The organism is Binatus sp. (SeqCode) (genome assembly GCF_049584895.1).
In the GTDB taxonomy this organism is placed as follows: Bacteria; Desulfobacterota; Binatia; order Binatales; family Binataceae; genus Binatus.
Map to the genome: position 1 here is coordinate 22,587 of NZ_JBAUYR010000041.1, position 21,670 is coordinate 44,256.

Below are 21,670 nucleotides of genomic sequence, written 5' to 3' on the forward strand. Positions count from 1 at the left end.
TTTCGACTTGTCCCGTCCAAAGCGCTACGTGTGAAACGTGAAAATCCGAATCGAGGACATAACGGCCGACGCCAAAGAGTTGGCGTTTGCCGAGCCTGAGAATGAAATCAACCGGGTCCTGGGCGCGGGACCGATCCGCGAGTATCACCTCGAAGGACCGGTCGAGGTTTCGGTCTCGTTCTATCGTGCGGGAACCGAGCTGTTCTTCTCCGGCAAGCTGAAAACCAGGACCGGTGCGGTTTGCGCGCGATGTGCCGAGGATTTCGACGCGGCGGGCGACCGTCCGTTTCGCTTCGTGTTGTCGCCCAAATCAATCGGGTACGACGACGACACTCTTCGCGCGGAGGATTTGGAATTTTCGCTGTACGAGGGCGACGAGGTGGACCTGAGTCCGCTGATTCGCGAGCAAGTGTTGCTCGCGTTGCCGACGCGTCCGCTATGCCGCGAAGATTGCCGCGGTCTGTGTCCGCATTGCGGCGTGAATTTGAATCGCGGCACCTGCGATTGCCGGGTGGAAATCCTCGATCCGCGGCTGGAAGCAATCCGGTCGCTTAAACTGCCGCGCACCTGATAAGCTCAACCTCAACTTTAGGAAGTAATTCGCCATGCAAGCACCCAAACGCCGAAGTTCGCATTCGAAAAAGAACATGCGCCGCGCGCATGATGCCCTCCGCGCCGTCAATCCCGGTACTTGCGCGTCGTGCGGCGAGCCCGTGATGCCGCATCGCATCTGCCGTCATTGTGGATCCTACCGCGGCCGCCAGCTGGCCGAGATCAAGGAATAGGCGCGGCGGAGTACGGCCGTGAAGATCGCGCTCGACGCGATGGGGGGTGATTTGGCGCCCAAGGCGACGGTTGAGGGCGCCGTTTTGGCAGCCCGCGACTTTGGTATCGAAGTCGTGATGGTGGGCGACGGCGAGATTCTCGCGCGCGAGCTTGCCGACCACGACGCCGCCAACTTACCCATTCGAATCGAACATGCGCCCGAAGTCGTTCTGATGGACGACTCACCGCTCGAATCCGTGCTGTCCAAGCCGCGATCGTCGATTCACGTTGGACTCGATCTGGTGAAGCGCGGCGACGCGAGCGCTTTCGTGAGCGCGGGGAATTCTGGCGCCGTGATGACGGCGTCGATGATGATCCTTGGCAACCTGAACTACGTCGATCGGCCGGCGATCGCGTCTCTCGTGCCGACCAGTGAAGGGTTCAGCCTTCTAATCGACGCGGGCGCGAACACCGACGTCAAACCGATTAACCTCGTGCAATTCGCTGTGATGGGGAGTGTGTACTGGCGCTATGTGCGCAACGTATCGCGACCGCGGGTCGGGATTCTTTCCAACGGCGAGGAAAGTTCCAAAGGCAACGAGAACACGCGCGCGGCGGCCGCGATGCTCGAGCAGATGCCGACCTACGTGCACTACATCGGATACGTCGAGGGCCGCGACATCAACCGCGCGAAGGCGGACGTCGTCGTCACCGACGGTTTCACCGGCAACGTCGCGCTCAAGACGATGGAAGGGTTCTCGTCATTTCTGCTCGGCAGTCTGCGCGAGGTGTTCGGCGGAAATTGGCGCACGCGGCTCGCGTATCTGCTGGTGCGGAAAAATCTCACTGCCATGCGCGAGCGGCTCGACCCTTCGGAATACGGCGGCGCACCGCTGCTGGGTGTCAGCGGCGTCTCGATCATCGCGCACGGTTCGTCGAATCCCAAGGCGATCCGCAATGCGATTCGGGCGGCGGCCAACGAGCAAGTCGTGCACCATGTGAACGCCGAAATTCTGGAAATCCTTGCGAAGATTCAACCCGTCGGGCCGGTCAAACCTGCTGCGGGTAAAGGGATTCGCGCGTTGTTCGGCAAGATGCGAGGACGGTTGCATCGCCGCGAGAAGGAAGGCGAGGCCGCCAGGCACGACGAATCGCATCCAGTGGCGAGCGGTACAGGTCCACTGCGGGAGCCGGTGTCCGAGCATGGCGCGGACCATCACGTTGACCCGAAAATTGAACGCGCCAACTACGAATCGACCCACACCCGGCCGCGCGGCAGTGGCTCGCTGAAGAATGAAGTGGGGAACGAAACCCCCGATGTAGCTGCGACGCCGGTGTCGACCAACGGCACGGCGCCGGGCGGAGACAAGTCGCACAAGTCGGGCGAGCTGCATACGACGGACGAATCGGATGCGGATGCGCATTCGCCCGATCGTCCAAAGAGCGATTCGTGAGGCGCCGGCGATGAAGCTGGCGTTTCTTTTTCCGGGGCAAGGATCGCAGCGCGTCGGGATGGGCAAGGAGTTCGCGGACAACTTCCCGGCGGCGCGCGATACGTTCGAGGAAGCCGACGACGCGCTCGGATTTCCGCTGGCAAAATTATGCTTCGAGGGTCCGGAAGATGAGTTGCGGCTTACCGCCAACACTCAGCCCGCGATCGTGACCGCCTCGATTGCGGCACTGCGCGTTTATCGCAAAGAAGTCGGTGGCGAACCCGAAGTCGCGGCGGGGCACAGTCTTGGTGAATACAGCGCGCTGGTTGCGGCCGGTGCGATCGAGTTTGCCGACGCGGTGCGCGCGGTCCGCGAGCGCGGCCGCCTGATGCAGGAAGCCGTGCCGCCGGGGCAGGGCGCGATGGCGGCGCTTATCGGCCTCGAGCTGCAACAGGTCCAGGAAATCTGCGCGGAGGTCACGGGCGACGGCAAACTCGCGGTGCCGGCCAATCTCAACGCACCCGGCCAGGTCGTGATCGCCGGGCATGCCGCTCCCGTCCGACGCGCGCTTGAGATTGCGAAGGAGCGGGGCGCCTCGATGTCGGTCGAGTTAAAAGTCAGCGCACCGTTTCATTGCCCATTGATGCAACCCGCGCGCGACGGAATGAAGCCAGTGTTGCGCGCGCTCAAGATTGGTGAGTTCAAATTTGGCGTGATCGCAAATGTCACGGCGGAAGTGAATCGCGATCCGGCGCGCGTCGTGCCGCTGTTGCTCGAGCAGATAACCTCGCCGGTGCGATGGGAAGAATCGATGGGCGTGGTCGCGCGCACCGGTATCACCGACGCGATCGAATTCGGCTGCGGCCGGGTGCTGATGGGCCTGATGCGCCGGACCTATCGGACGATCCGCGTCCGCCCGCTCGAAGATCTCGCATCGTTGAAGGCGGCATCGGAACCGGGTGCCGCCGCCAAAGCGTGAGTTGACTAGTGGTTTAGAAAGATTGACTAAAGGAGTAGGGTTTTGCCTGGCGCATGAACCCGATCCTGTTGAGTGGCCTTGTCGGCGCGATGGTTGGTGCCGCGGCGGCGATAACGGCGCAATTTGTCGGCCATCATTTGGCGACGAAGAGAGAGCTACTCAGATTTCAAATTCAAAGTTTCGAACGATTCAGAAGAGAGTTCAGTGAAGACGAAAACCTGAGGGCGATCAGTATCAAGAAAGAGCCTCTGACTGATGACGAAATCGATGACTATCTTGGGTTCTTCGAGGAAATCGGATTGTATTTTCATCGCAATCTTGTAGATCTTGAGCTGGTGGATGAGATCCTGGGTGATTCAATCATGGATGCATGGCAAGATGAACACATTCGGAAGGCGATCGGGTCGGTTCGCGGCGCTGAAGACGATCCCACTTATTTTCGGTATTTTGAGCGACTGGCAAAATATATGATTGAGATGCGAGACAAGCGAACTAAGAAGGAATCATGATCGTGGAAGAGCGAAATCGAAGAGGCGGTGGCCGAAAAACACTGAAACGAACAAGTACGCGTCGTAAGTGAACGATGCGGGGTCGATGAATCAGACCCTACCTGCCGCCAAAGCTTGAACGCGGCTTGCGCTCGCGCCTTTCAGTCCTTATGCTCCCCTGATAATTTAATCCCGACCCTCTAGCCCGTTACCTCTGGTCTGCGTGGCAGGGGGATAATGTTAGAATATTGATTGGCGGCCCAACTACGGCTCGCTGCCAGGAGGAACTAGAGCACGATGGCTCAAGACATCGAAACCAAAGTTCGCGAGAAGATAAGCGAACAACTGGGTGTGGCCGCCGACGAAGTAACTCCCGAGGCTTCGTTCATCGAAGACCTCGGCGCCGACTCGCTCGATATCGTCGAGCTGGTGATGGCGCTCGAAGAGGAGTTCAACATCGAAATTTCCGACGAAGACGCCGAGAAGATTCGCACCGTCAAAGACGTCGTCACCTATATCGAGGCTCACAAGAGCTGAAGCCGTTCGACTCAAAACCTGCTCGTTACAGATCGGCGGGGCTCCGGCTGGCCGGGTGGACCCGGAGCTAGTCCATGCGGTGCCCTTTCTGTCGCCATCGTGGAAATCGCGTCATTGATTCGAGGCTCTCGAACGACGGGATGTTGATTCGGCGCCGTCGCGCGTGCTCGGCGTGCAAGCGGCGTTTCACCACCTACGAACGCGTCGAGGAAGCTGCGCCGATGGTGGTCAAGAAAGATGGTCGCCGAGAACAGTTCGACCGGGCCAAGATTATCGCCGGCCTCAAACGAGCCTGCGAAAAGCGGCCAGTCTCGATGGAAACGATCGAGGAGATCGCCAACAACATCGAGACCACAATGACCGAGCAGAGCGATCGCGAGGTCAACAGCAATATGATCGGGGCGGCGGTGATGAACGAGCTGCACAAGATCGATCAGGTCGCCTACGTGCGCTTCGCGTCGGTCTATCGCCAGTTCAAAGATATCGACGAGTTCATGCACGAGCTCGAAGATCTGATCAATCAACGCAAGCAAACGTCCGGGCCACGCGCCGCCGGTGAAAAGAAAGGCGACGGCGCCTCCTGATTCGGCCGCAGTTCGGGACGAGCGCTTCATGCGCGAGGCTCTCGCGCTTGCGCAGGACCGCCTGGGGTTCACAACTCCTAATCCGTCGGTAGGATGCGTAATCGTGCGCGGCGGCAGGGTCGTCGGGCGCGGAGTCACGGGAGACGGCGGGCGTCCGCACGGCGAGACGGTGGCACTGGCGAACGCGGGCGCGCTCGCGCGCGGCGCTACCGCATACGTGTCGTTCGAGCCGTGCGCTCATTTCGGAAAGACGCCGCCGTGCGCGAACGCGCTGGTTGAGGCGCGCGTCAAGCGCGTCGTGATCGGATGTGTCGATCCCGATCCGCGTGTCAGCGGGAATGGAATCGCAATCCTCAAGCGCGCGAAGCTTGCCGTCACGACTGGAGTACTCGAGGACGAAGCGCTACGGCTAAACGAGGGCTTCATCACGCGGACGACACTGGGTCGGCCGATGGGGATCCTGAAGCTTGCGATGTCGATGGACGGGCGAATCGCCGCGGCCAGCGGCGATTCGCGATGGATCAGTTCGCGCGAGTCGCGCGAACTGGTCCATCGATGGCGTCGCGAATGCGACGCCATCATGGTCGGTGCCGGCACTGTGATCGCCGACGATCCACGCCTGACGTGTCGAGTCGCTGGCGGACGCGATCCAGTGCGCGTCGTCGTCGACGCGCAGCTGCGCACGCCACCGACCGCGCGCATCTATAAGCAGCGGTCGAAAGCGTCTACTGTGCTGGTCACCACGCAGGACAATCTCGCACAGGCGCGCGAACGATATGAACGCCGCGGCGTCGAAGTGATTGCGGTCGCGACACATGACGGCAAGATTGAGCTGAATCGGTTGATGCTTGAGTTTGGGCATCGAGGATGGTGCCGCGTGCTGATTGAAGGTGGGGCAAATCTTGCCGGTTCGGCGCTGGGCGCGGGTATCGTGGATCGAGTCGCAATCTTCGTCGCGCCGAAAATCATTGGCGCGGGTCTGTCGGCGATTGAGGGACTGAACTCGCGCAGCGTCAGTGATTCGCTCGCGCTCGAAGATCTTTCGGCGCGCCCGATGGGCGATGATTGGCTGCTCGAAGGTCGCGTGCGCCGAGAAAGGTCCGGGGTCCGTCGGCGTCGCTCGGGATGACGGAAAACGGGATGACGGAAAACGCGATGAGAATACGCGGACTGGTTAGGTTGCCGGGCCGGTGGTAATATCGCCATCGTTGAATTGAATCAGATGGCATCGGCTTCTTTAGAAGAAATATTCTCCGCGTTGCGCGACGGAAAGATGGTCGTGATGATTGCGGAGGAGCGCGAGGACGCTGAGGGCGACCTCGTGATGGCGGCCGAGAAAATCACTCCCGACGACATCAATTTCATGGCGCGGGAGGCCCGCGGCGTCATCTCGGTCGCGATTCCCGACAAGCGTTTCCGCGAGCTCGGGATTCCGCTCCAGCCCTCGACCGACAACGGCGACTCCAATGAGCAGGCCGGCGTGCTGATCGACGCGCGCGAAGGCGCAACCACCGGTATTTCGGCGGGCGATCGCGCGCGAGTGATCTCGGTGGTCGCGTTCGACGAGTCTCGCCATGACGATATCGTCATGCCCGGCCACATCCTGCCGTTGATGGCGCTGAGCGGCGGCGTGATGGTGCGGATCGGGCGCGCCGAGGGGGCCGTCGATCTGATGCGCTCGGCTGGATTGGGCCACGCCGCTGCTCTGTGCACGATACTTCGCGAGGACGGCGAGGCTGCGCGACTTAAGGATCTGCGCGAGTTTGCGGCGAAGCATTCGCTGCCGATCGTCTACGTCAAGGAACTTGTTTCGCATCGCTTGACCAATGAAGTCCTGGTGCAGCGCGTTTCCGAGCAGCCGTTTCCGATCGACGGCGGTATGCTGAATGCCGTCGTCTTCCGCAACGTCGTCGACGGCCGCGAGCATCTGGCGTTGATTAAGGGCCAGGTCGGCGGCGGACGTTCCGCGCTGGTGCGGCTACATTCCGAATGTCTTACCGGCGACGTGTTTGCGTCGGCGCGATGCGATTGCGGCGAGCAGTTGCAGGAAGCGCTCGAACGAATCATGGCGGCGGATCGCGGCGTGGTGATTTATCTACATCAGGAGGGTCGCGGAATCGGCCTGGGGAACAAGATTCGCGCTTACGCGCTGCAGGACAATGGGATGGACACGGTCGAAGCGAACCTGCATCTGGGCTTCGACGAGGACCTGCGCGATTATGGGATCGGCGCGCAGATTCTGCGCGATCTTGGCGTAGGCGAGGTGCAGCTGCTCACCAACAATCCGCACAAGATTGAGAGCCTGCGCCGTTACGGTGTAAACGTTTCGCGCGTGCCGATCGAGGTCACGCCGCACGCGGGAAACATCGGATACCTGAAAACCAAGAAAGAAAAGCTCGGGCATCTGTTCTCGGAGCTGAAGCTGATCACTTGAAAGAGTAAGCCGCTGCGCCGACGCCTGCCGCGCCGCCCGCGACTGTGGAATTGCTATGGGACTTAGACATCAGGGGCGCGAGCTTGCGCTCAAAGCGTTGTATCGGATCGACATCTGCGGCGGCGCCAGCAGCGACGACCTGTCCGCGCTGTTCGAAAGTTTTCCAGTCGAAGATGAAGCCCGCAGATTCGCCGTCCAGTTGATGGAAGGAGTGCGCCGCGAGCAGCCTGCCCTCGACAAGCATCTGGCGGACGCGCTCGAGCATTGGTCGGTCAAGCGGCTGTCGCGGGTCGATCACAACGTGATGCGAATCGCGCTTTTCGAGCTGCTCAGGATGGAAGACATTCCGGCGCGGGTTACGATCGACGAGGCGATCGAGCTGGCGAAATGCTACGGCGACATCGAGTCGGGGCGCTTCGTCAACGGCGTGCTGGACGAAATCGCGGGACGGCTGGGACTCAAGCAGAAGGGTGAGGATGTCACACTATCCAAGGCCGAGTAGGCTGCTCGGCTTCGTTATTGTCGCGGCGCTCTTTTTTGCGGGATGCGGCTATCACTTCGCGGCATCGGGCGACGCGTTGCCGTCGAGCGCGCAGACGATTTACGTCGAGCGATTCGGCAATCAAACGCGTGTGACCGGCGTCAACGATGAGGTCATGCGTTACATCAAAGATGAAATCGACCTGCATCGAAGGCTCAAAATCGTCGATAGCCCGAGCGCTGCCGATCTCGAGTTGTCGGGCGCGGTGAGGTTCGCTAACGAAGTTCCGACGAACTTCAACTCTGCCCTCGAGCCGACCCAATACAATCAAAGTATGGTGCTCTCGGCGATGCTCAGAGACATGCACACCAAGAAGACAATATGGACCGCGAATAACATCAGCGCCGGGGAGCACACTCCCGTGGTGCCGCAGACGACCGTGGCCACGACGCCAACTTTCCTGCAGCAGAATTTGCGCAGCAACGACATCGCAAACATGACCGATATCCAGACTGCGCAATCGGAAACTGCATCGTCGCGCGAGGTGTTGATGCAGCGGCTCGCGCAGAACCTCTACGCTGAAATGGCCGAAGGTTTCTAGCTTTTCATTTTCCCTCGGTACACTACCGCATGCCGCTTGAAACTGCGCTCGCGTATCTTCGAGGATCAGGCGGGGACGATCGAAAGCGAATCCCGCCGGTGGTTGTAATTTTCGGTCCGCACGCATTTCTGCGTGAATATGTTCTTGATTCGGTTGTTCGCAAGCTCGTCAGCGACGGGTGCCAGTATCGCAGCTTTCAGATCGGTTCGGGTGACGACTGCGGCGCCGTGTTGAACGAGCTTCAGGCGCCCGACTTGTTTGCGCCCAGGCGCGCGATCGCATGCCGAATCCTTAAGTCGCGTCGCGACAAGGCCGAGACATCCGGTGCGGATGCGGATGCCGGCGACGCGCGCACGTCGGGCAGCGGCGGCTCGGAGGCTGCGCTGGTCGCGGCAATTGAAACCGCGGGCTGCCCCGGTCATCTCATCCTGCTCTACGAAAAGGACAACGCGCCCGCCAAGGTTCGCCGCGCTGCGGAAAAATCGGCGCTGCTGGTGAACTGCATGCGTCCGTTCGACAACCAGATCGAGCAGTACGTGAATGCGTTTGCGCAATCGCTTGGATTAAAGATGTCGCCCGCGGCGCTCGACCTGATCATCTCGCGTCACGGCGGAGATTTGGCGGCGGTCGCCAACACGCTCGGCAAAGTCATGATTTTCGCCGAGCCGGGCAAGGCGGTGCAGCCGGCCGATTTGGACGAGGGCGCACGACGGATGCCGGAAGCATTCGAGCTCGCGGAGAGCGTCGCGCGTGGCAGGGCCTCGGCCGCGCTGGCGCAATTGGGCCGCGCGCTCGCGCTCGGGCGCGAGGTCTTCGAGATACTCGCGGTCGAAATCATCCCGATGATGCGACGGATGATGATCGCAGCCTCGATGATGGCGGCGCGAAGGAGTCAAGGCGATGTGGCAGCTGCGCTCGGCCTCCCGCCGCAAAGTGGATTGGCAACTCGTGCTATCGAAGGAGCGCGACGCTTCGGGCTCGCCCGGCTGGAACGCGCCTACTGGCGTGCGTGCGCGATGGACGCGGGCTTCAAGGACGGCACCATCAAGGATCGCGAACAGGCGCTCGCGGGATTGATCCTCGACCTGATGACCGCGCCCGACTAAGGAAGCCCTCGCTCGAGCGGACCGATCTACGCTTTCTTGCTGAACTTGCGATGCAGGCTGGCGGACAGCCGCGCAACTTTGCGCCGCACCGTATTGCGATGCATCGTGCCGCTGCTGATCGCCTTGTACAGCACCTTGGTCGCCTGTTTGAGCGCTTCCTTGGCCGCAGCCTCGTCGCTGCTGGAGGCGATAGTTTCCGCTGCGGTCTTGGCCAACGTGCGGGCACGTGTGCGGACGACGCGGTTGCGCTCGGCGCGCTTAAGACTTTGCCGATGTCGTTTCTCGGCCGACGGATGAACGGGAATATGAGGCATAACCAGTCATCTGTAACAGTGCGAGAGCGCCGGAGCAATACTCCTGCACCTCACCCGCGGAGACCCGTCACCGCCAGTGGCCGTCATGCCAACCCCAGCCGTGGCCGCCTCTAACCCAGTGTCCCGCTACCCACACGGCGCCTGGGAAGGGGGCCACCACGTAACTTCCGGGCACCCAGACATATTTGGTGCCGTCCCATGCCCAGTAGCCCGGCGCCCAGACATTCGCGGGCGGCGGCGGAGGGGGCGGAGGCGTCTCGACTACAGTCGCGGGCGGGGCGATTCCGACCGCCAGGCCGACAGCAGCGAGGCCCGAGATTGGGGTGAGCGTCAGGGCCGCGGCGAATAGAAACAGGATAGGAAGTGCTCGCAGGCTCATGGGTTCCTCCAGGATGGGGTCAAGGGATCGAGCCAAGCCTGACACACTGCCATAATCGCCGGTTAGCGGCTACGGCCGCATGTTCGCCGTTCAAGTTTCTGCGCGATTCATTTCCACCAGTCACCGATCAGCGCTCTGAGCTCGCCGGCGATGGAATTGGAATGCATCCACAGGTATACGACCACGAGACCGATCACGGCATAGCCGATCCACTTCGATAATACTCGATCCATCGTCAGCGACTCATTCCCTAAAAAAGAACGGGCCAGCGTTCGCCTTCTAAAACGCCAACCCGTTCCCCGACTGGATGAAGGGGGAGGCAGGACCCAGTCGCCATCTGTGTTACTAAATTGGCAGGCGGGCGTCCAATGTCGACCCTACGCGGTTCGCTTCTCAAATGACGCGAGCATCGATTCATCGAGACCTGGCCGCTTTAGCTTCGTTCCACAGTGCGTCGATTTCGGACGGCGTCATCGATTTCAGGTCGAGCCCGCGTGATGCTGCGATGCGCGCGACTTCGTCGAATCTCCCGACGAACTTGTCGCAGGCCGCGCGCAGAGTCGTCTCGGCGTCCTGGTCAATGAAGCGGGGGGCGTTGGCGATCGCGAGCATCAGGTCGCCCAGCTCTTCTGCCGCATCTGCGTTGTCGTTGCGATCGAGTGCCTGCTCGACCTCGTCGATTTCCTCGCGAGCCTTCGCCAGTACGTCGCGGATGTTCGCCCAATCCATTCCGGCGCGGCGCGCTTTCTCGCCGAGTTTTTCCGCACGCATCATCGAGGGCAAGCCGCGGCCGACGTGCGCGAGGCTCCTGGCGCTGTCCGGGTTCTTGCTCGCGCGCTCGCCGACTTTGATCCGCTCCCAATTCTCGACCACTCGCTCCGAAGTTTCGGCGCGCGTGTCACCGTAAACGTGCGGATGCCGCCGAATTAGTTTTTCCGCGGCGTTCTGCATGACGGTTGCGATATCGAGCTTCGCATCCTCGGCGAGAATCACGCCAATGAACAGGCATTGGACGATCACGTCGCCGAGTTCCTCCGCGACGTCGGGCAGGTTACCGCGAGCAATCGCGTCGGCCACTTCGTATGTCTCTTCGATCAGATGCCGGGGAGTGTCGCCAAGTTTCTGTTCGCGATCCCACGGGCATCGCGCGCGCAGTTCCGTGACGACCTCGAGCAGTTTCGCGAATGCTTGCGCCACGTTGGTGTCATCGCTCATGCCGGCGATCCTAGCATGCTTGGTTTTGGCAAAGATCCGGGTTTCTTCGCCGCAGCGGCTCTGAATGACAGGATGAGATGCGGGCGTTAGAATCTTATCTCGTGAAAATGAAAATCATCGATATCGGAGTACCGCTCGACGCTGCGCCGTATCCGCCGTGGAATTATCGCTTCAAGCGCGTCAGCCACGAGGAAGGCGCGCGTGCGATGCTGCGTCTGTTCAAAGGCTCGGACGTTGGCGATTACCCGGAGTCGATGGGACTCGGATGGGAAACGATCACGCTGACGGGGCACGCCGGAAATCACATCGATGCGCCGTGGCACTTCGGCCCGCTGTGCGAGGGCAAGCCTGCGCGCACTATCGATCAGATTCCACTGGAATGGTGCTACGGCGACGGCGTGCGGCTCGATTTTCGCCATCGCCAGGGTGAAGACATCAGCGTCGAGGACATCAAGGGCGAGCTTTCGCGAATCGGCTACACGCTCAAGCCGCTCGACATCGTGCTGCTCTGGACCGGCAGCGACCAGTATCTCGACAACGTCGATGAGTACGTGCGCCGACAAGCCGGGCTGTCGGTCGCGGGCCAGAATTTTATTCTTGATGAAGGTGTGAAGCTGATCGGAATCGACGCGATCGCGATGGACGTGTCGTTCGCCACGATGGCGCGCGGCTTGCGCGAAGGTAATCCCGACGCATTGTTCCCGGCGCATTTCGTCGGCCGCGAGCGCGAGCACATCCACATGGAAAAACTCGCCAACCTCGGCGCAATCCCGCGCCCGTTCGGTTTCAAAGTAAGCGCGCTGCCAATCAAAATCACCGGCGGCAGCGCAGGATGGGTGCGTCCAGTCGCTATTGTCGAAGATGAGTAGCAGGCAGAGGCAGAATCTTGAATCGCGCGCAAAAGATGCGCGCTGTGTAAGGACCCCTCACCTTCGATCCTCTCCCTTTCAGAGAGAGGGGAAGAACTACGGTTTGACGATCGGGTCGAGGACCTTCTCGGTCAGGAAATTCGATAGGTCAGTCAGGGCTTCGGCCGTGATCTCGTGGCCGCAATCGTATTCGCGATATGTCAGCGGTACCTTGAGCGCGCGCAGCGTTTCTACCGATGCTCGCGCGCGGGTGATTTCGATCATGTCGTCGGCGCGGCCGTGCTGGACGAGTGTCGGCAGCGCTTCGAGCGCGGCGGGGTCGTTTACCTCGTCCTTCAAGTCCGGCGGAAAAAACGTTGAGAGTGCAACCAGCGCTGCGAACTTCGAGGGATTTCTGATCGCGAGCCGATACGCCATCATGCCGCCCTGGCTGAATCCGAGCACCACCAGCTTTTTTCGATCGACCGGGTATTTTTTCAGTGCCTCGTTGAGAAACTCGGTCACCATTTTGTTAGCGTCGTCGATTGCACCGCGATCGGGCGATGCGCCCATGCGAATCGGAAACCACGCGTAGCCGCGGGTCGGACCAATCGGCACTTCCATCGGACCTTGCGGGCAAATCACCATGAAGCGGCCCTCTGCTATGTACGGCGCGAGCCCCAGCAGATCGAGCGCGCTGGCGCCGAACCCGTGCATCGCGATCAGCGTCGGATGGGGTCCTTCGCCTGCCGGCTCATAGACGGTGTGAATCAGTCGCATCGAAGAGTTCTCCTTGGCGGCAATGCCGCCCATAATAGACTGCCGGCTAGCGCGGTCGCCAGCCAATTGAAAAACGAAAAATGACCCGCGATGCCCGACACCTGCCCCTGTTCATCGCGGCTGAAATAACCGCTATCTTTATCGTTTGCGCATGTGGGCGATAGCAGGATGATCGAGAGTCTGAAGGTCGAGGGGGACCGGCCTCAAGGGTGGGTTGCGTGGGCGCGAATTGCACCGTGGGGCGTTGCCGCGTTGGCGGTCGTCGCCATCGCGGCCGCATCGACGCCCGCAGTTTCCACCGGCAAATTACCGGGGTTCATCGCCGCCGCGATTCTGATCGCGCTGGTCGGCTACGCCTTCATCGATTACCTCCGCCCCCTGACCGAAGATACCGACTCCGGCGTCATCCCAGCTCTGCTGGTGCTCGCCGCCCTGGCTATCCTGAAGCTGCTGGTGATGCCGTACTTTCCCGGCTTCGGCCCTGACGTTGGCGATTACCAGGCGTGGGCGAGCCAAATCGCGACGTTCGGTCCCGCGCATACATATCAGCAGGGATTCTTCCTCGATTATCCGCCCGGCTACCTGTACGGGCTGTGGGTCGTCGGGATACTCGCGCATGCAATCGGCGCCACCGGAGATTTCTACCGCGTCATTATACAAAGTCCGGCGATTGTCGCTGACCTCGCGCTCTCGATCCTGATGTACGCCTTCATTCGGCGCGGTGGCCGGCCCGAGATGGCATTCTTCGCGATGTTGATGGTCGCGCTGAATCCGTCGCTGCTGTTCGACACCGTGGTCTGGGGCCAGAGCGATTCCGTAATGACGTTTGTCACGCTTCTGAGCATCGTGGCGATTCTTGGCGAGCAGTACGAAATCGCATGGGGTCTCGCCGCGATTGCGGTGCTGGTCAAGCCGCAGGGACTGATGATGCTTCCGGTGCTCGGCGTGTGGACGATGCTCGAGACCGACTTCGCGACCTGGATAAGGTCAGGAATCGCGCTGATCGCGGTCGCGATCATCGGCATCGCGCCGTTTCAAATCGGCCACGAATGGAACTGGATCATCAAGCTCTACACGTCGACCGCGGCGTACTACCACGAGACTTCGGTCAACGCATTCAACCTGATGGCGTTGCTTGGCGGACTGCGCCAGGCCGATTCGAACACGCTCGCGGGAGTATCGTTCTTCGCGCTCGGGATGAGCCTGTTGGTGCCCCTGTACGTATTCGTCGCGTGGATTTTGTGGCGGGGCAGAACGCCGACGCGCCTGCTGTTCGCGTCGTTCATCGCGGTTTTTGGATTCTTCATGGTCGCGCCCAGGATGCACGAGCGGTACCTCTACCCCGCAATCGCGTTGGCGGTGCCATTGGCTCTGGAAGCGCCCGAGATGCTCGCGGTGTTCGTGATTCTCACGATCACCTGCTTCATCAACCTCGCCTACATTCTGCACACGCTCAACACCGTCGTGTTTTTGGATTCGCGCGACCGCCTTGCGATGGCGACCTCGGCTCTGAACGTGATCGCTCTCGGGCTGGCCGTCTACTGGGGTTCGACGCGAATGAAAGACAGCAGTGCTGAGACCGATCCGATCGGTGAGTTCTTCAGCAAATTCGCGATGCCCCCGCGGCCGATCGAAGACTACGTCGAGGAGCCGGCGGCATCCGCGCCCCCGTGGATCGCGACCGACACGATCATCATCTCGATTCTGCTGATCGCCGCGGCAATTACGCGCTTCTGGCATCTCGGGCATCCGGCCGAGATCGTTTTCGACGAGGTCCATTTCGTGGCGCAAGGCCGCCATTATCTGCACGGCGAATCATTCCTCGATCCTCATCCTCCACTGGCCAAGCTCATCATCGCGCTCGGCATCCTGCTCTTTGGCGATCATCCGTTTGGTTGGCGAGTCGGCAACGCGACCATCGGCACCGCGCTGGTGGGAATCACGTATCTAATCGGGCGCCGGATGTCGGGATCGCGGCTGGTCGGCGCGCTGGCGGGCGCGATCCTTCTTTGCGACGGGATGTACCTGGTCGATTCGCACTACGCCGTGATCGACATCGTCTATCTCACGTGCGCCGCCGTCTCGTACCTGCTCTTCTTCAAATTCGTGCAGACGCCCGACCCGAAAGCGCGTCAACGCATCCTGCCGTGGATCGGTCTGGCGCTGGGCCTCTGCCTGGCGAGCAAACTCTACATCCCGGCGATCACTTTTTTACTGGTGCTCGGCTTTATCGTTTACGTGATCGCGAGAGACCATCCGAAACCCGCTCCACCGGAGCCGCTGGTCGAACCAAAGGCGCCGATCGAATCCAAGCCGAAGAAAATCAAAGCGCCAGCGCCGGCGGTCCCGATCGCACTCAATCTTTTCGATCAGACCTCGGCGCTGTTCATTTCTGCAACCTGTATCGTCCTCGGATTCCTGCTTTACCTCAGCGACATAACAATCTCATTCGTCGTACTGATCATTCTCGCGTTCCTGGTAATACGCTTCGCTGAGATTTATTGGCGCAACCGCTCATCGCCATCAGCCGCGCAATCGTGGCAGATGCCGTCGATGGCCGACGTACTCGAACCGATGAACGTTGGCGCAGTCCTGCTGGTCGGGGCCGTCGCCACAATCACCTACCTGGCGGTGTTCATCCCGCATTTCTGGCTCGGATGGTGGGGCGGCATCTCCGATCTCGGCAAGTACTACACCGACGTCGTCTGGTACGAGAAGAGTGTTTCCTCCGCGACGCATCCGTACGCGTCGCGATGGTGGAGTTGGCCGCTGATGCTGCGGCCGATTGCTTACTGGCAGAACTTTCCCAAGACCGGCGACGTGCAGACTGTCTGGGGCGGCGGCAATCCTCTTCTATGGTGGGGCGCGCTGACCGCGATCACGATCACCGCGGTGCAGGCTATAGAGCGCCCGTCGCTCACGCGATCGTTCCTGGTCATCGGCTATCTCAGCTACCTGCTAATCTGGGCGTGGATCGGCCGCACGCTGTTCCTCTACCACTACATGGCGTCGGTTTATTTCGGCTACCTGGCGCTCGCGATTCTGCTCGCCGAATGTTTCAAGGAGCGCGCCGAGCCGTGGGAGCATCTTGCGCTGTTGCTGACGATGACGCCGGTGTTTTTTCTCGGCCTGCCTCCGACGTGGGCGTGGATCACCTTTATTGTGGTCATTGGCGCGTACGGTTTTCTGCTGTTGAGGACTCCGTATGCGGGCCGATACGTCGCTAGCGTGTTCGCGGTCACCGCGCTGATCCTGTTCGTGTACTACTTCCCGATTTGGGTCGGCATGCCGATAAGCCGCGAAGGATACTACGCGCGCATGTGGCTCCAGTCAGGCGGAATCCGCAATTGGATATGATCCCGCTCCGCCGTTGCGACTGTGCCCTCCTGCGATCGTTCCCCTTCCCTCGAGGGAAGGGGTTAGGGGTTAGGTTGCTGTCCGCAATCGTTCTCTGCACGATGCTGGCCGCAGTATTCACCTCGCGCCGCGCATACTCCGCCGATCAAAAAAACCTCCTGCTCAACGGCGACTTCAAAAAAGGCTCCGAGGATCAGCCGGACTCCTGGCGCACCGAGGCTTGGATCAACAGCCCCGACGCTTTTCAAACGCACTGGCATTCCTACACCGACAAGCCGAGTGAGATGGAGGTGGATAACCTCAAGGCCAACGACGGCCGCTGGATGCAACCGCTGACCGTGCCGCCCGGATGGTATCAGCTGAGCGTCGATGTCCGCACGGAAGACGTCGGCGCCAAGGAATCCGGCGCGTCGATGTCGGTCATGGAAGACGGCATCATGTCGGCGGACATCCACGGCACCACCGACTGGCAGCGCGTCACCCTGTACCTCAAGGTGGGAGGCCACGGCGCCGATATCGACGTCGCCCTGCGCGTCGGTGGATTCGGCAGCCTCAACACCGGCAAGGCGTTCTTCAGAAACGCGTCGATGGTCGCGATTGACGCGCCGCCTGCCAACGCGACTCCGACGTACGACTTGAATGCGATCCGGCAGCAGGGAGCGCCGGTGCCGATCGGCTCGCCAATCTCGCTGATCGTCACCTTTCTGGCGCTGGTGGGAATCGCATGGGCCGGTTGGCGCATTTACGGCGACGACGACTTTCGCATTTTCAATACGTTTCGCGCTGCGATGGCGGGGCGCCCCAAAAAACAATGACCGGGGGAGTCTCGAGCTCCAACGGCGCGATCGCGCCCGAAGATCGTCGCCGCCAAATCGAGGCCGCGATCTTCCTGATCCCGTTCGTCACCTATGCCTACTTTTACCAGGGCGCCGACCAGAGCGTCGCGTGCCGCTTCGACCTGCTGCGCTCGATGATCGAAAAGGGCGCGCTCTATATCAATGACTTTTGCGGCTACAACACCGCCGACATCATCACGTTCCACGGGCACATCTACTCCGTCAAAGCGCCCGGCACGTCATACACCGCGCTGATTCCGTGGATGATCTTCCGCATCGCGCTGCTGCCGATGAACGCGGCGCACGAGCCGCAGTATTGGGCATTCGTCACATATCTGACGACAGTGTTCACGACCGGCCTGCTCGTCGCCGCGATGTGCGTGGTCATGTTTCGCTTCGCGCGATTTCTCGGCGCGTCGGACGGCCGCGCGGCCGGTGTCGCGCTGATTCTCGGTCTCGGGACAATCGCGTTTCCATACGCCACTGAACTCACCGGCGAGCCGGTCGCCGCGGTATGCGTATTCAGCGCGTTCTATCTGCTCGCGACCTTCGTAACTCGTCCATCGCCGGCGCGCGCATTGGCGGCTGGCTTCCTAGCAGGATGGGCAGTCCTCAACGACTACCCAGTCTTCCTCGTCGCCGCCGCGATCGGAATCTACGCGCTATTCAAACTGCGCGACCTGAAGAATCTCGCCGCGTTTTCCGCCGGCGCTGCGATCACCGTCGCGATCATGCTCGCTTACAACTGGGGAGCATTCGGAAATCCATTCTTCTTCAGCTACCAGGCGTTCAAGCTCGCCCCGACCGAGAACCGTCAATTCCCCGAGCAGGCTGTGGGCTTCGTCGGACTGACCTATCCGAAGATGCGCATCCTGTGGAACGTGCTGCTCGATCCGCAGCGCGGATTGTTCTTCTGCAACCCGGTGCTGCTGCTGTCGGCCGTCGGCGTCGGCTATTTCGCGGAGCTGAAAAAGTGGCGCGCCGAATTCGTCGTCACCGTCTATTCGTTCGTGGTGCTGATCCTGTTCAACGCATCGTATGGCGAATCGATCGTATCGTGGGGCGGCGGCACCGCGACCGGCCCGCGGCAAATCGTCGCGTCGGTTCCGTTCATGGTTCTCGCACTAACGTTTCTTCCCGCCGCATTCAACTGGCTGCTGGGCGCGATCGGCGCGCTATCGGCCGCGATCATGCTGATGGCCACCTCGACCAATCCGCACTTCCCGTACGAATACGACAACCCGGTGCGCGACTTCGCGTTGCAGCAATTCATGCGCGGCGACTTCGCCACCAACCGCGACGCATTCTTCGGCGGCGGCATGATTGTGCGCGACTCTGTAGCCTTTAATCTCGGCAAACTTCTCGGACTGCCCGGCCCGTTCCAGCTATGGCCGCTCGCCGCGTTCTGGATCTTCGGTGCGTACGATTTGTCGGACACGCTCGGGCTCTGGGGCGATCGTACGTCGCGCCGCCACAAACAAGCCGCCGTCACGCTGGCAATCGCGACAGTCTTCCTGCTCTCGATGAATCAGCGTGTCATGCAGCCCTTCTTGCAGAGCGGGCATCACGGATTGCTGGGCAGGTATTACGTCGGCGACGAATGCGGCAGTACCGCTCCACATATCGTGCGAGTCGATCGGCAACTTGATTTCGACACGATTGCCGAGATGGGCGCGATGCCGTTCCCCTCATGCGACATCTGGCGCGGCCAGCTGCTCGCGCCAAAAACGGGAGACTACCAATTCACAATCGACGTCGACGATTCAGGATGGGTCACGGTTGACGGCACTCCCGTCATTCGCGATCCCGGCCCGGTCACCAAGGTTCGCGACAGCGGCACGATTCACCTCACCGAAGGACCGCATCGGATCGAAGTCGGCGAGCGCAATATCGGCGGCGGCTCATACCTGCACCTGTACTGGAAAGTCCCGGGCACCTCAGACCCGGAGGTGGTGCCCGCCGACGCTCTAATCCCTGACCGCGCTGGCAGTTGAGACATTCCGTTTCACACTACTTTCCTGAAGGCCATCGCGGGCGGGATGTTCGCTGCCTGCGTCACTGGCGCCACGGCACTCAGAAGACTCACACCGAGCGCGACCAGAACCGCCAATGCCGCAGTGCTCGGTGCGACCGCCATGTAGCCGAGTCCTCCCGTGAGCGCCCCGAGCGAGATGCCTCCGTGGAAGCACCACAGCGCTGCGCCCGCGCCGACAATCGCGCCGGCAAGTCCAATCAGCGCGGCCTCCGTCAGCAGCAACGCCACCACGTGAACGCGCGCGAAGCCGAGCGCGCGCATCACCGCGACCTCGGTTATCCGGTCGCGCACCATCATCGCCATCGAGTTGGCCGCGATCAGCAAGACCGTCAGCAGCACGACGATACAAATGCTGTACATGATTGTCCGCACGTCGCCGATTCCGGTGATCACACTGTTCAGTGCGTCCGACTCCGGCGTCGTCTCGGTTTCACCGTCCGAGTTGTGAAAGTTCTCGTCGATTTCGCCGATCACCGAATTCATGTTCTCGGCGCGATCGACTCTGACCGCCAGGAAGGTCGCGCGATCCTGAATATCGGCTCCGTACGCGTTCTTCACCGCCTCGTCGAGCAATCGACGATCGAAGAACAGCGCCCGCGCGGTTAAGAGGGTTGGCATTTCGGTCTTTGGAATGAGAGTCAGAGTCAGCTTTGCGTTCTCCGGTGAACGGAGAGTGAAGGGCTGGCCGAGCTTAAGCCCCTGCTCGCGCATCAGCACGCTGCCGACCGATGCGTTGCGCCGGTCCGTGAACATCTGCTTGCGGATCTCGGGCGGCAACTGAAAATCGCTCGGCCCGCTGACCGAATAGATATCTTGCGTTACGCCGATCGCCATAATCTGATTGCGCGGGTCGCGATAAATCGCACCCCACTGAAGCTCAGGCGCGCATCCCATCACATGCGGCATCTTCCTGATATCATTGCAGTACTTCGCCGGCAGCTTGTACGAGTTGTGCGGGATAACGATCAGGCGCAGGCCCTTCGCGGCGTCGGCCGCGATTCGATCCATCGACACCGGCACCGCCACCAGCACTGTGAACAGGAAGACCGCGACCGCGAAGCTGAGCGCGGTCAGAATCGTGCGCCGCAGCTGACGCCGCATATTGCGGATCGCGACGATGAACAGCTTCGCTATCATCATGCTTCCCGAATCGAATCGATCACCCCGATGCGCGCCGCGCGCCATGCCGGCGCAAATCCTCCCGCCACACCGATCACGCTCGCCGCGGCCAGCCCCGCGACAATCGCCGCCGGCGTCGGCCGATAAGAAAAGAAGGTAGAACCAACGCTGAGCAGACGGCTGTTCAAGCCCGTGCCCCACGCGACGATATACGCCAGCACGACGCCCGCAACGCCGCCAGCGATACCGAGAATAGCGCTCTCGATTACGAAGCTGCCGAGAATATTCCCGCGCGAGAATCCGAGCACGCGCAGCACGCCGATCTCGCGTTTGCGCCGGGCCACCGCCGCGTACATCGTGTTCATCCCGCCGAACACCGCGCCGACCCCGAGCATCAGCGCCACGATCAGCCCGAGCGATCGCAACTGGTCCACCACTTTAGTTTGCGAGGCGTAGTAGTCGCGCTCGGATATCGCGTCGACCTTCAGCCGTGAGTCACTCTTGAGCGCATTCTGAAATGAGTCCGCGGTGCCGGGCTTCAACACGATATGCAGCGAGTTGGTGTCTTTGCCGGGGCTCTGCGCGTCGGTGAGCAGGTAATCGTAGTCGGTCCAAATCTCGGACTCGCGCGCGCTGTCCTCATCGGAGAAAACTCCGACGATTGTCCAGTTGCGCCGGCCGTAATGCATCTGAGTGCCGATCGTCATATACGGCTGCCGCGCCTCGATCTTTTGCCCGACGGCCCATTCGCCGTTGCCGCGAGTCGGCCAATGCCCCGCGACCAGGCGCATGTTGCGATGCACTTTCATTGCGATCGGCATCACGCCGCGCATCAATACGAACTGGCGCACATGCTTGTCGCGGCTGATGTTCACGCCCGCGAAAATCTCCGGCGACATCAACGGCTGGCCTGAGTCACTCGTTGCGATTTCGGGCCGCACGCGGATGAGGTCCATAAGCGCGTGCGGAATGAAGCTCGCCGTTTCATCCGGCGTACCCCGACTGAGCAACACCCAGTTGCGCTGGTCGGCTGCATTGAGCATCGTGCCTTTCAGCCCGCCGATGAACCCGAACAGAATGACGAAGATCATCGCGACCATGCCAAGCCCGAGCACGGTCATCAGCGTCGTAGCACGCCGCTCGAGCAGGCTCCTAAGATTGTAGCGGATTGGAATCACGCAGCCCCCGCAGATTTTGAGTCTTAGGTCTGCCAGCAATCCCGCGTGCATCAATCTGCGGCGCTCAATCTCGTCCAGCACCGACAGATTGCTGGCAACCTATCACGTCGCAGTCACTACGGCGAGCACGCGGTTTTTCTCCCGGGATCTCGCGATGGGAGAGTTTCGAAAGTGAGAGCTTTTATTCAGACAGTAGGACGG

22 protein-coding genes and 1 pseudogene are annotated in these 21,670 nt (G+C 61.0%); 16 read left to right on the forward strand and 7 right to left on the reverse strand.

Annotation, left to right across the window (positions count from 1 at the left end; translation table 11 throughout):
- Positions 1-37 precede the first annotated feature (37 nt).
- From WB650_RS08285 to holA, 12 genes and pseudogenes are all read left to right on the forward strand, one after another.
- A complete protein-coding gene (locus tag WB650_RS08285; RefSeq protein WP_422306637.1) occupies positions 38-571 on the forward strand; it encodes a YceD family protein in 534 nt (177 codons plus the stop codon).
- Between the two features lie 34 nt (positions 572-605).
- The gene (gene rpmF / locus WB650_RS08290; protein WP_324094987.1) at positions 606-785 is read left to right on the forward strand and encodes a 50S ribosomal protein L32; all 180 of its coding nucleotides are present in this window, start codon (positions 606-608) and stop codon (positions 783-785) included.
- 18 nt (positions 786-803) lie between these two features.
- Positions 804-1,832: pseudogene (gene plsX / locus WB650_RS08295) on the forward strand (phosphate acyltransferase PlsX); the annotation flags it as partial.
- A 397-nt stretch (positions 1,833-2,229) separates the two neighbouring features.
- Complete coding sequence (gene fabD, locus WB650_RS08300; RefSeq protein WP_423960118.1) at positions 2,230-3,177, forward strand: ACP S-malonyltransferase; 948 nt, start codon at positions 2,230-2,232, stop codon at positions 3,175-3,177.
- A 53-nt stretch (positions 3,178-3,230) separates the two neighbouring features.
- The gene (locus WB650_RS08305) at positions 3,231-3,686 is read left to right on the forward strand and encodes a DUF4760 domain-containing protein (protein ID WP_422307266.1); all 456 of its coding nucleotides are present in this window, start codon (positions 3,231-3,233) and stop codon (positions 3,684-3,686) included.
- Between the two features lie 276 nt (positions 3,687-3,962).
- Positions 3,963-4,202 carry an acyl carrier protein gene (gene acpP, locus WB650_RS08310; protein WP_324094984.1) on the forward strand — a complete coding sequence of 80 codons (240 nt, stop codon included), beginning with the start codon at positions 3,963-3,965 and terminating at the stop codon, positions 4,200-4,202.
- A gap of 74 nt (positions 4,203-4,276) precedes the next feature.
- Positions 4,277-4,786 (forward strand): transcriptional regulator NrdR, encoded by a 510-nt coding sequence (gene nrdR, locus WB650_RS08315; RefSeq protein WP_422307264.1) that lies wholly within the window; start codon positions 4,277-4,279, stop codon positions 4,784-4,786.
- A complete protein-coding gene (gene ribD, locus WB650_RS08320) occupies positions 4,758-5,915 on the forward strand; it encodes a bifunctional diaminohydroxyphosphoribosylaminopyrimidine deaminase/5-amino-6-(5-phosphoribosylamino)uracil reductase RibD (RefSeq protein WP_423960120.1) in 1,158 nt (385 codons plus the stop codon). Before nrdR ends, ribD begins: the two co-directional genes overlap by 29 nt.
- A gap of 93 nt (positions 5,916-6,008) precedes the next feature.
- Positions 6,009-7,220 (forward strand): GTP cyclohydrolase II, encoded by a 1,212-nt coding sequence (gene ribA, locus WB650_RS08325; protein WP_422304104.1) that lies wholly within the window; start codon positions 6,009-6,011, stop codon positions 7,218-7,220.
- Between the two features lie 55 nt (positions 7,221-7,275).
- Entirely contained in the window at positions 7,276-7,722 is a 447-nt protein-coding gene (gene nusB, locus WB650_RS08330; RefSeq protein WP_422304103.1) for a transcription antitermination factor NusB, read from the forward strand.
- On the forward strand, positions 7,697-8,302 hold the full coding sequence (locus WB650_RS08335) for a hypothetical protein (RefSeq protein WP_422304102.1): 606 nt from the start codon (positions 7,697-7,699) through the stop codon (positions 8,300-8,302). The genes nusB and WB650_RS08335 overlap by 26 nt, the downstream gene beginning before the upstream one ends.
- Positions 8,303-8,331: 29 nt before the next feature.
- Complete coding sequence (gene holA / locus WB650_RS08340) at positions 8,332-9,408, forward strand: DNA polymerase III subunit delta (protein ID WP_423960122.1); 1,077 nt, start codon at positions 8,332-8,334, stop codon at positions 9,406-9,408.
- Positions 9,409-9,434: 26 nt separating this feature from the next.
- Here holA and rpsT read toward each other — a convergent pair whose 3' ends face one another.
- The 4 genes from rpsT to mazG form a co-directional block, all read right to left on the reverse strand.
- Positions 9,435-9,722: a 30S ribosomal protein S20 gene (gene rpsT / locus WB650_RS08345; RefSeq protein WP_422302535.1), complete on the reverse strand. Its 288-nt coding sequence runs from the start codon at positions 9,720-9,722 to the stop codon at positions 9,435-9,437.
- 67 nt (positions 9,723-9,789) lie between these two features.
- Positions 9,790-10,101 (reverse strand): YXWGXW repeat-containing protein, encoded by a 312-nt coding sequence (locus tag WB650_RS08350; RefSeq protein WP_422302545.1) that lies wholly within the window; start codon positions 10,099-10,101, stop codon positions 9,790-9,792.
- A 107-nt stretch (positions 10,102-10,208) separates the two neighbouring features.
- Entirely contained in the window at positions 10,209-10,334 is a 126-nt protein-coding gene (locus WB650_RS08355; protein WP_422302546.1) for a hypothetical protein, read from the reverse strand.
- 181 nt (positions 10,335-10,515) lie between these two features.
- On the reverse strand, positions 10,516-11,316 hold the full coding sequence (gene mazG / locus WB650_RS08360) for a nucleoside triphosphate pyrophosphohydrolase (protein WP_422302548.1): 801 nt from the start codon (positions 11,314-11,316) through the stop codon (positions 10,516-10,518).
- Positions 11,317-11,423: 107 nt separating this feature from the next.
- Here mazG and WB650_RS08365 point away from each other — a divergent pair, with 107 nt between their 5' ends.
- Positions 11,424-12,185 (forward strand): cyclase family protein, encoded by a 762-nt coding sequence (locus tag WB650_RS08365; RefSeq protein ID WP_422302569.1) that lies wholly within the window; start codon positions 11,424-11,426, stop codon positions 12,183-12,185.
- Between the two features lie 96 nt (positions 12,186-12,281).
- Here the strand turns inward: WB650_RS08365 and WB650_RS08370 are convergent, their stop codons facing one another.
- A complete protein-coding gene (locus WB650_RS08370) occupies positions 12,282-12,944 on the reverse strand; it encodes an alpha/beta hydrolase (RefSeq protein WP_422302550.1) in 663 nt (220 codons plus the stop codon).
- Positions 12,945-13,112: 168 nt separating this feature from the next.
- On the opposite strand from WB650_RS08370, the gene WB650_RS08375 reads away from it, so the two are divergent.
- The 3 genes from WB650_RS08375 to WB650_RS08385 all read left to right on the forward strand — a co-directional run bounded on the left by WB650_RS08375 (position 13,113) and on the right by WB650_RS08385 (position 19,131).
- Positions 13,113-16,301 (forward strand): phospholipid carrier-dependent glycosyltransferase, encoded by a 3,189-nt coding sequence (locus WB650_RS08375; RefSeq protein WP_422302552.1) that lies wholly within the window; start codon positions 13,113-13,115, stop codon positions 16,299-16,301.
- 74 nt (positions 16,302-16,375) lie between these two features.
- Entirely contained in the window at positions 16,376-17,116 is a 741-nt protein-coding gene (locus WB650_RS08380) for a hypothetical protein (protein WP_423960125.1), read from the forward strand.
- On the forward strand, positions 17,113-19,131 hold the full coding sequence (locus WB650_RS08385; protein WP_422302556.1) for a PA14 domain-containing protein: 2,019 nt from the start codon (positions 17,113-17,115) through the stop codon (positions 19,129-19,131). The genes WB650_RS08380 and WB650_RS08385 overlap by 4 nt, the downstream gene beginning before the upstream one ends.
- A gap of 11 nt (positions 19,132-19,142) precedes the next feature.
- Here the strand turns inward: WB650_RS08385 and WB650_RS08390 are convergent, their stop codons facing one another.
- Positions 19,143-20,312: an ABC transporter permease gene (locus WB650_RS08390; RefSeq protein WP_422302558.1), complete on the reverse strand. Its 1,170-nt coding sequence runs from the start codon at positions 20,310-20,312 to the stop codon at positions 19,143-19,145.
- Positions 20,309-21,550, reverse strand: coding sequence for an ABC transporter permease (locus WB650_RS08395; protein ID WP_423960128.1), 1,242 nt, complete (start codon positions 21,548-21,550; stop codon positions 20,309-20,311). Before WB650_RS08395 ends, WB650_RS08390 begins: the two co-directional genes overlap by 4 nt.
- Positions 21,551-21,670: the final 120 nt, after the last annotated feature.

What these genes read in the sequence shown, in the direction of transcription:
- rpmF (WP_324094987.1), top strand. Translation starts at nt 606, where the DNA reads ATGCAAGCACCCAAACGCCGAAGTTCGCATTCGAAAAAGAACATGCGC.
- fabD (WP_423960118.1), top strand. Translation starts at nt 2,230, where the DNA reads ATGAAGCTGGCGTTTCTTTTTCCGGGGCAAGGATCGCAGCGCGTCGGG.
- WB650_RS08305 (WP_422307266.1), top strand. Translation starts at nt 3,231, where the DNA reads ATGAACCCGATCCTGTTGAGTGGCCTTGTCGGCGCGATGGTTGGTGCC.
- acpP (WP_324094984.1), top strand. Translation starts at nt 3,963, where the DNA reads ATGGCTCAAGACATCGAAACCAAAGTTCGCGAGAAGATAAGCGAACAA.
- nrdR (WP_422307264.1), top strand. Translation starts at nt 4,277, where the DNA reads ATGCGGTGCCCTTTCTGTCGCCATCGTGGAAATCGCGTCATTGATTCG.
- ribA (WP_422304104.1), top strand. Translation starts at nt 6,009, where the DNA reads ATGGCATCGGCTTCTTTAGAAGAAATATTCTCCGCGTTGCGCGACGGA.
- nusB (WP_422304103.1), top strand. Translation starts at nt 7,276, where the DNA reads ATGGGACTTAGACATCAGGGGCGCGAGCTTGCGCTCAAAGCGTTGTAT.
- WB650_RS08335 (WP_422304102.1), top strand. Translation starts at nt 7,697, where the DNA reads ATGTCACACTATCCAAGGCCGAGTAGGCTGCTCGGCTTCGTTATTGTC.
- holA (WP_423960122.1), top strand. Translation starts at nt 8,332, where the DNA reads ATGCCGCTTGAAACTGCGCTCGCGTATCTTCGAGGATCAGGCGGGGAC.
- rpsT (WP_422302535.1), bottom strand. Translation starts at nt 9,722, where the DNA reads ATGCCTCATATTCCCGTTCATCCGTCGGCCGAGAAACGACATCGGCAA.
- WB650_RS08350 (WP_422302545.1), bottom strand. Translation starts at nt 10,101, where the DNA reads ATGAGCCTGCGAGCACTTCCTATCCTGTTTCTATTCGCCGCGGCCCTG.
- WB650_RS08355 (WP_422302546.1), bottom strand. Translation starts at nt 10,334, where the DNA reads ATGGATCGAGTATTATCGAAGTGGATCGGCTATGCCGTGATCGGTCTC.
- mazG (WP_422302548.1), bottom strand. Translation starts at nt 11,316, where the DNA reads ATGAGCGATGACACCAACGTGGCGCAAGCATTCGCGAAACTGCTCGAG.
- WB650_RS08365 (WP_422302569.1), top strand. Translation starts at nt 11,424, where the DNA reads ATGAAAATCATCGATATCGGAGTACCGCTCGACGCTGCGCCGTATCCG.
- WB650_RS08370 (WP_422302550.1), bottom strand. Translation starts at nt 12,944, where the DNA reads ATGCGACTGATTCACACCGTCTATGAGCCGGCAGGCGAAGGACCCCAT.
- WB650_RS08375 (WP_422302552.1), top strand. Translation starts at nt 13,113, where the DNA reads ATGATCGAGAGTCTGAAGGTCGAGGGGGACCGGCCTCAAGGGTGGGTT.
- WB650_RS08385 (WP_422302556.1), top strand. Translation starts at nt 17,113, where the DNA reads ATGACCGGGGGAGTCTCGAGCTCCAACGGCGCGATCGCGCCCGAAGAT.
- WB650_RS08390 (WP_422302558.1), bottom strand. Translation starts at nt 20,312, where the DNA reads ATGATGATAGCGAAGCTGTTCATCGTCGCGATCCGCAATATGCGGCGT.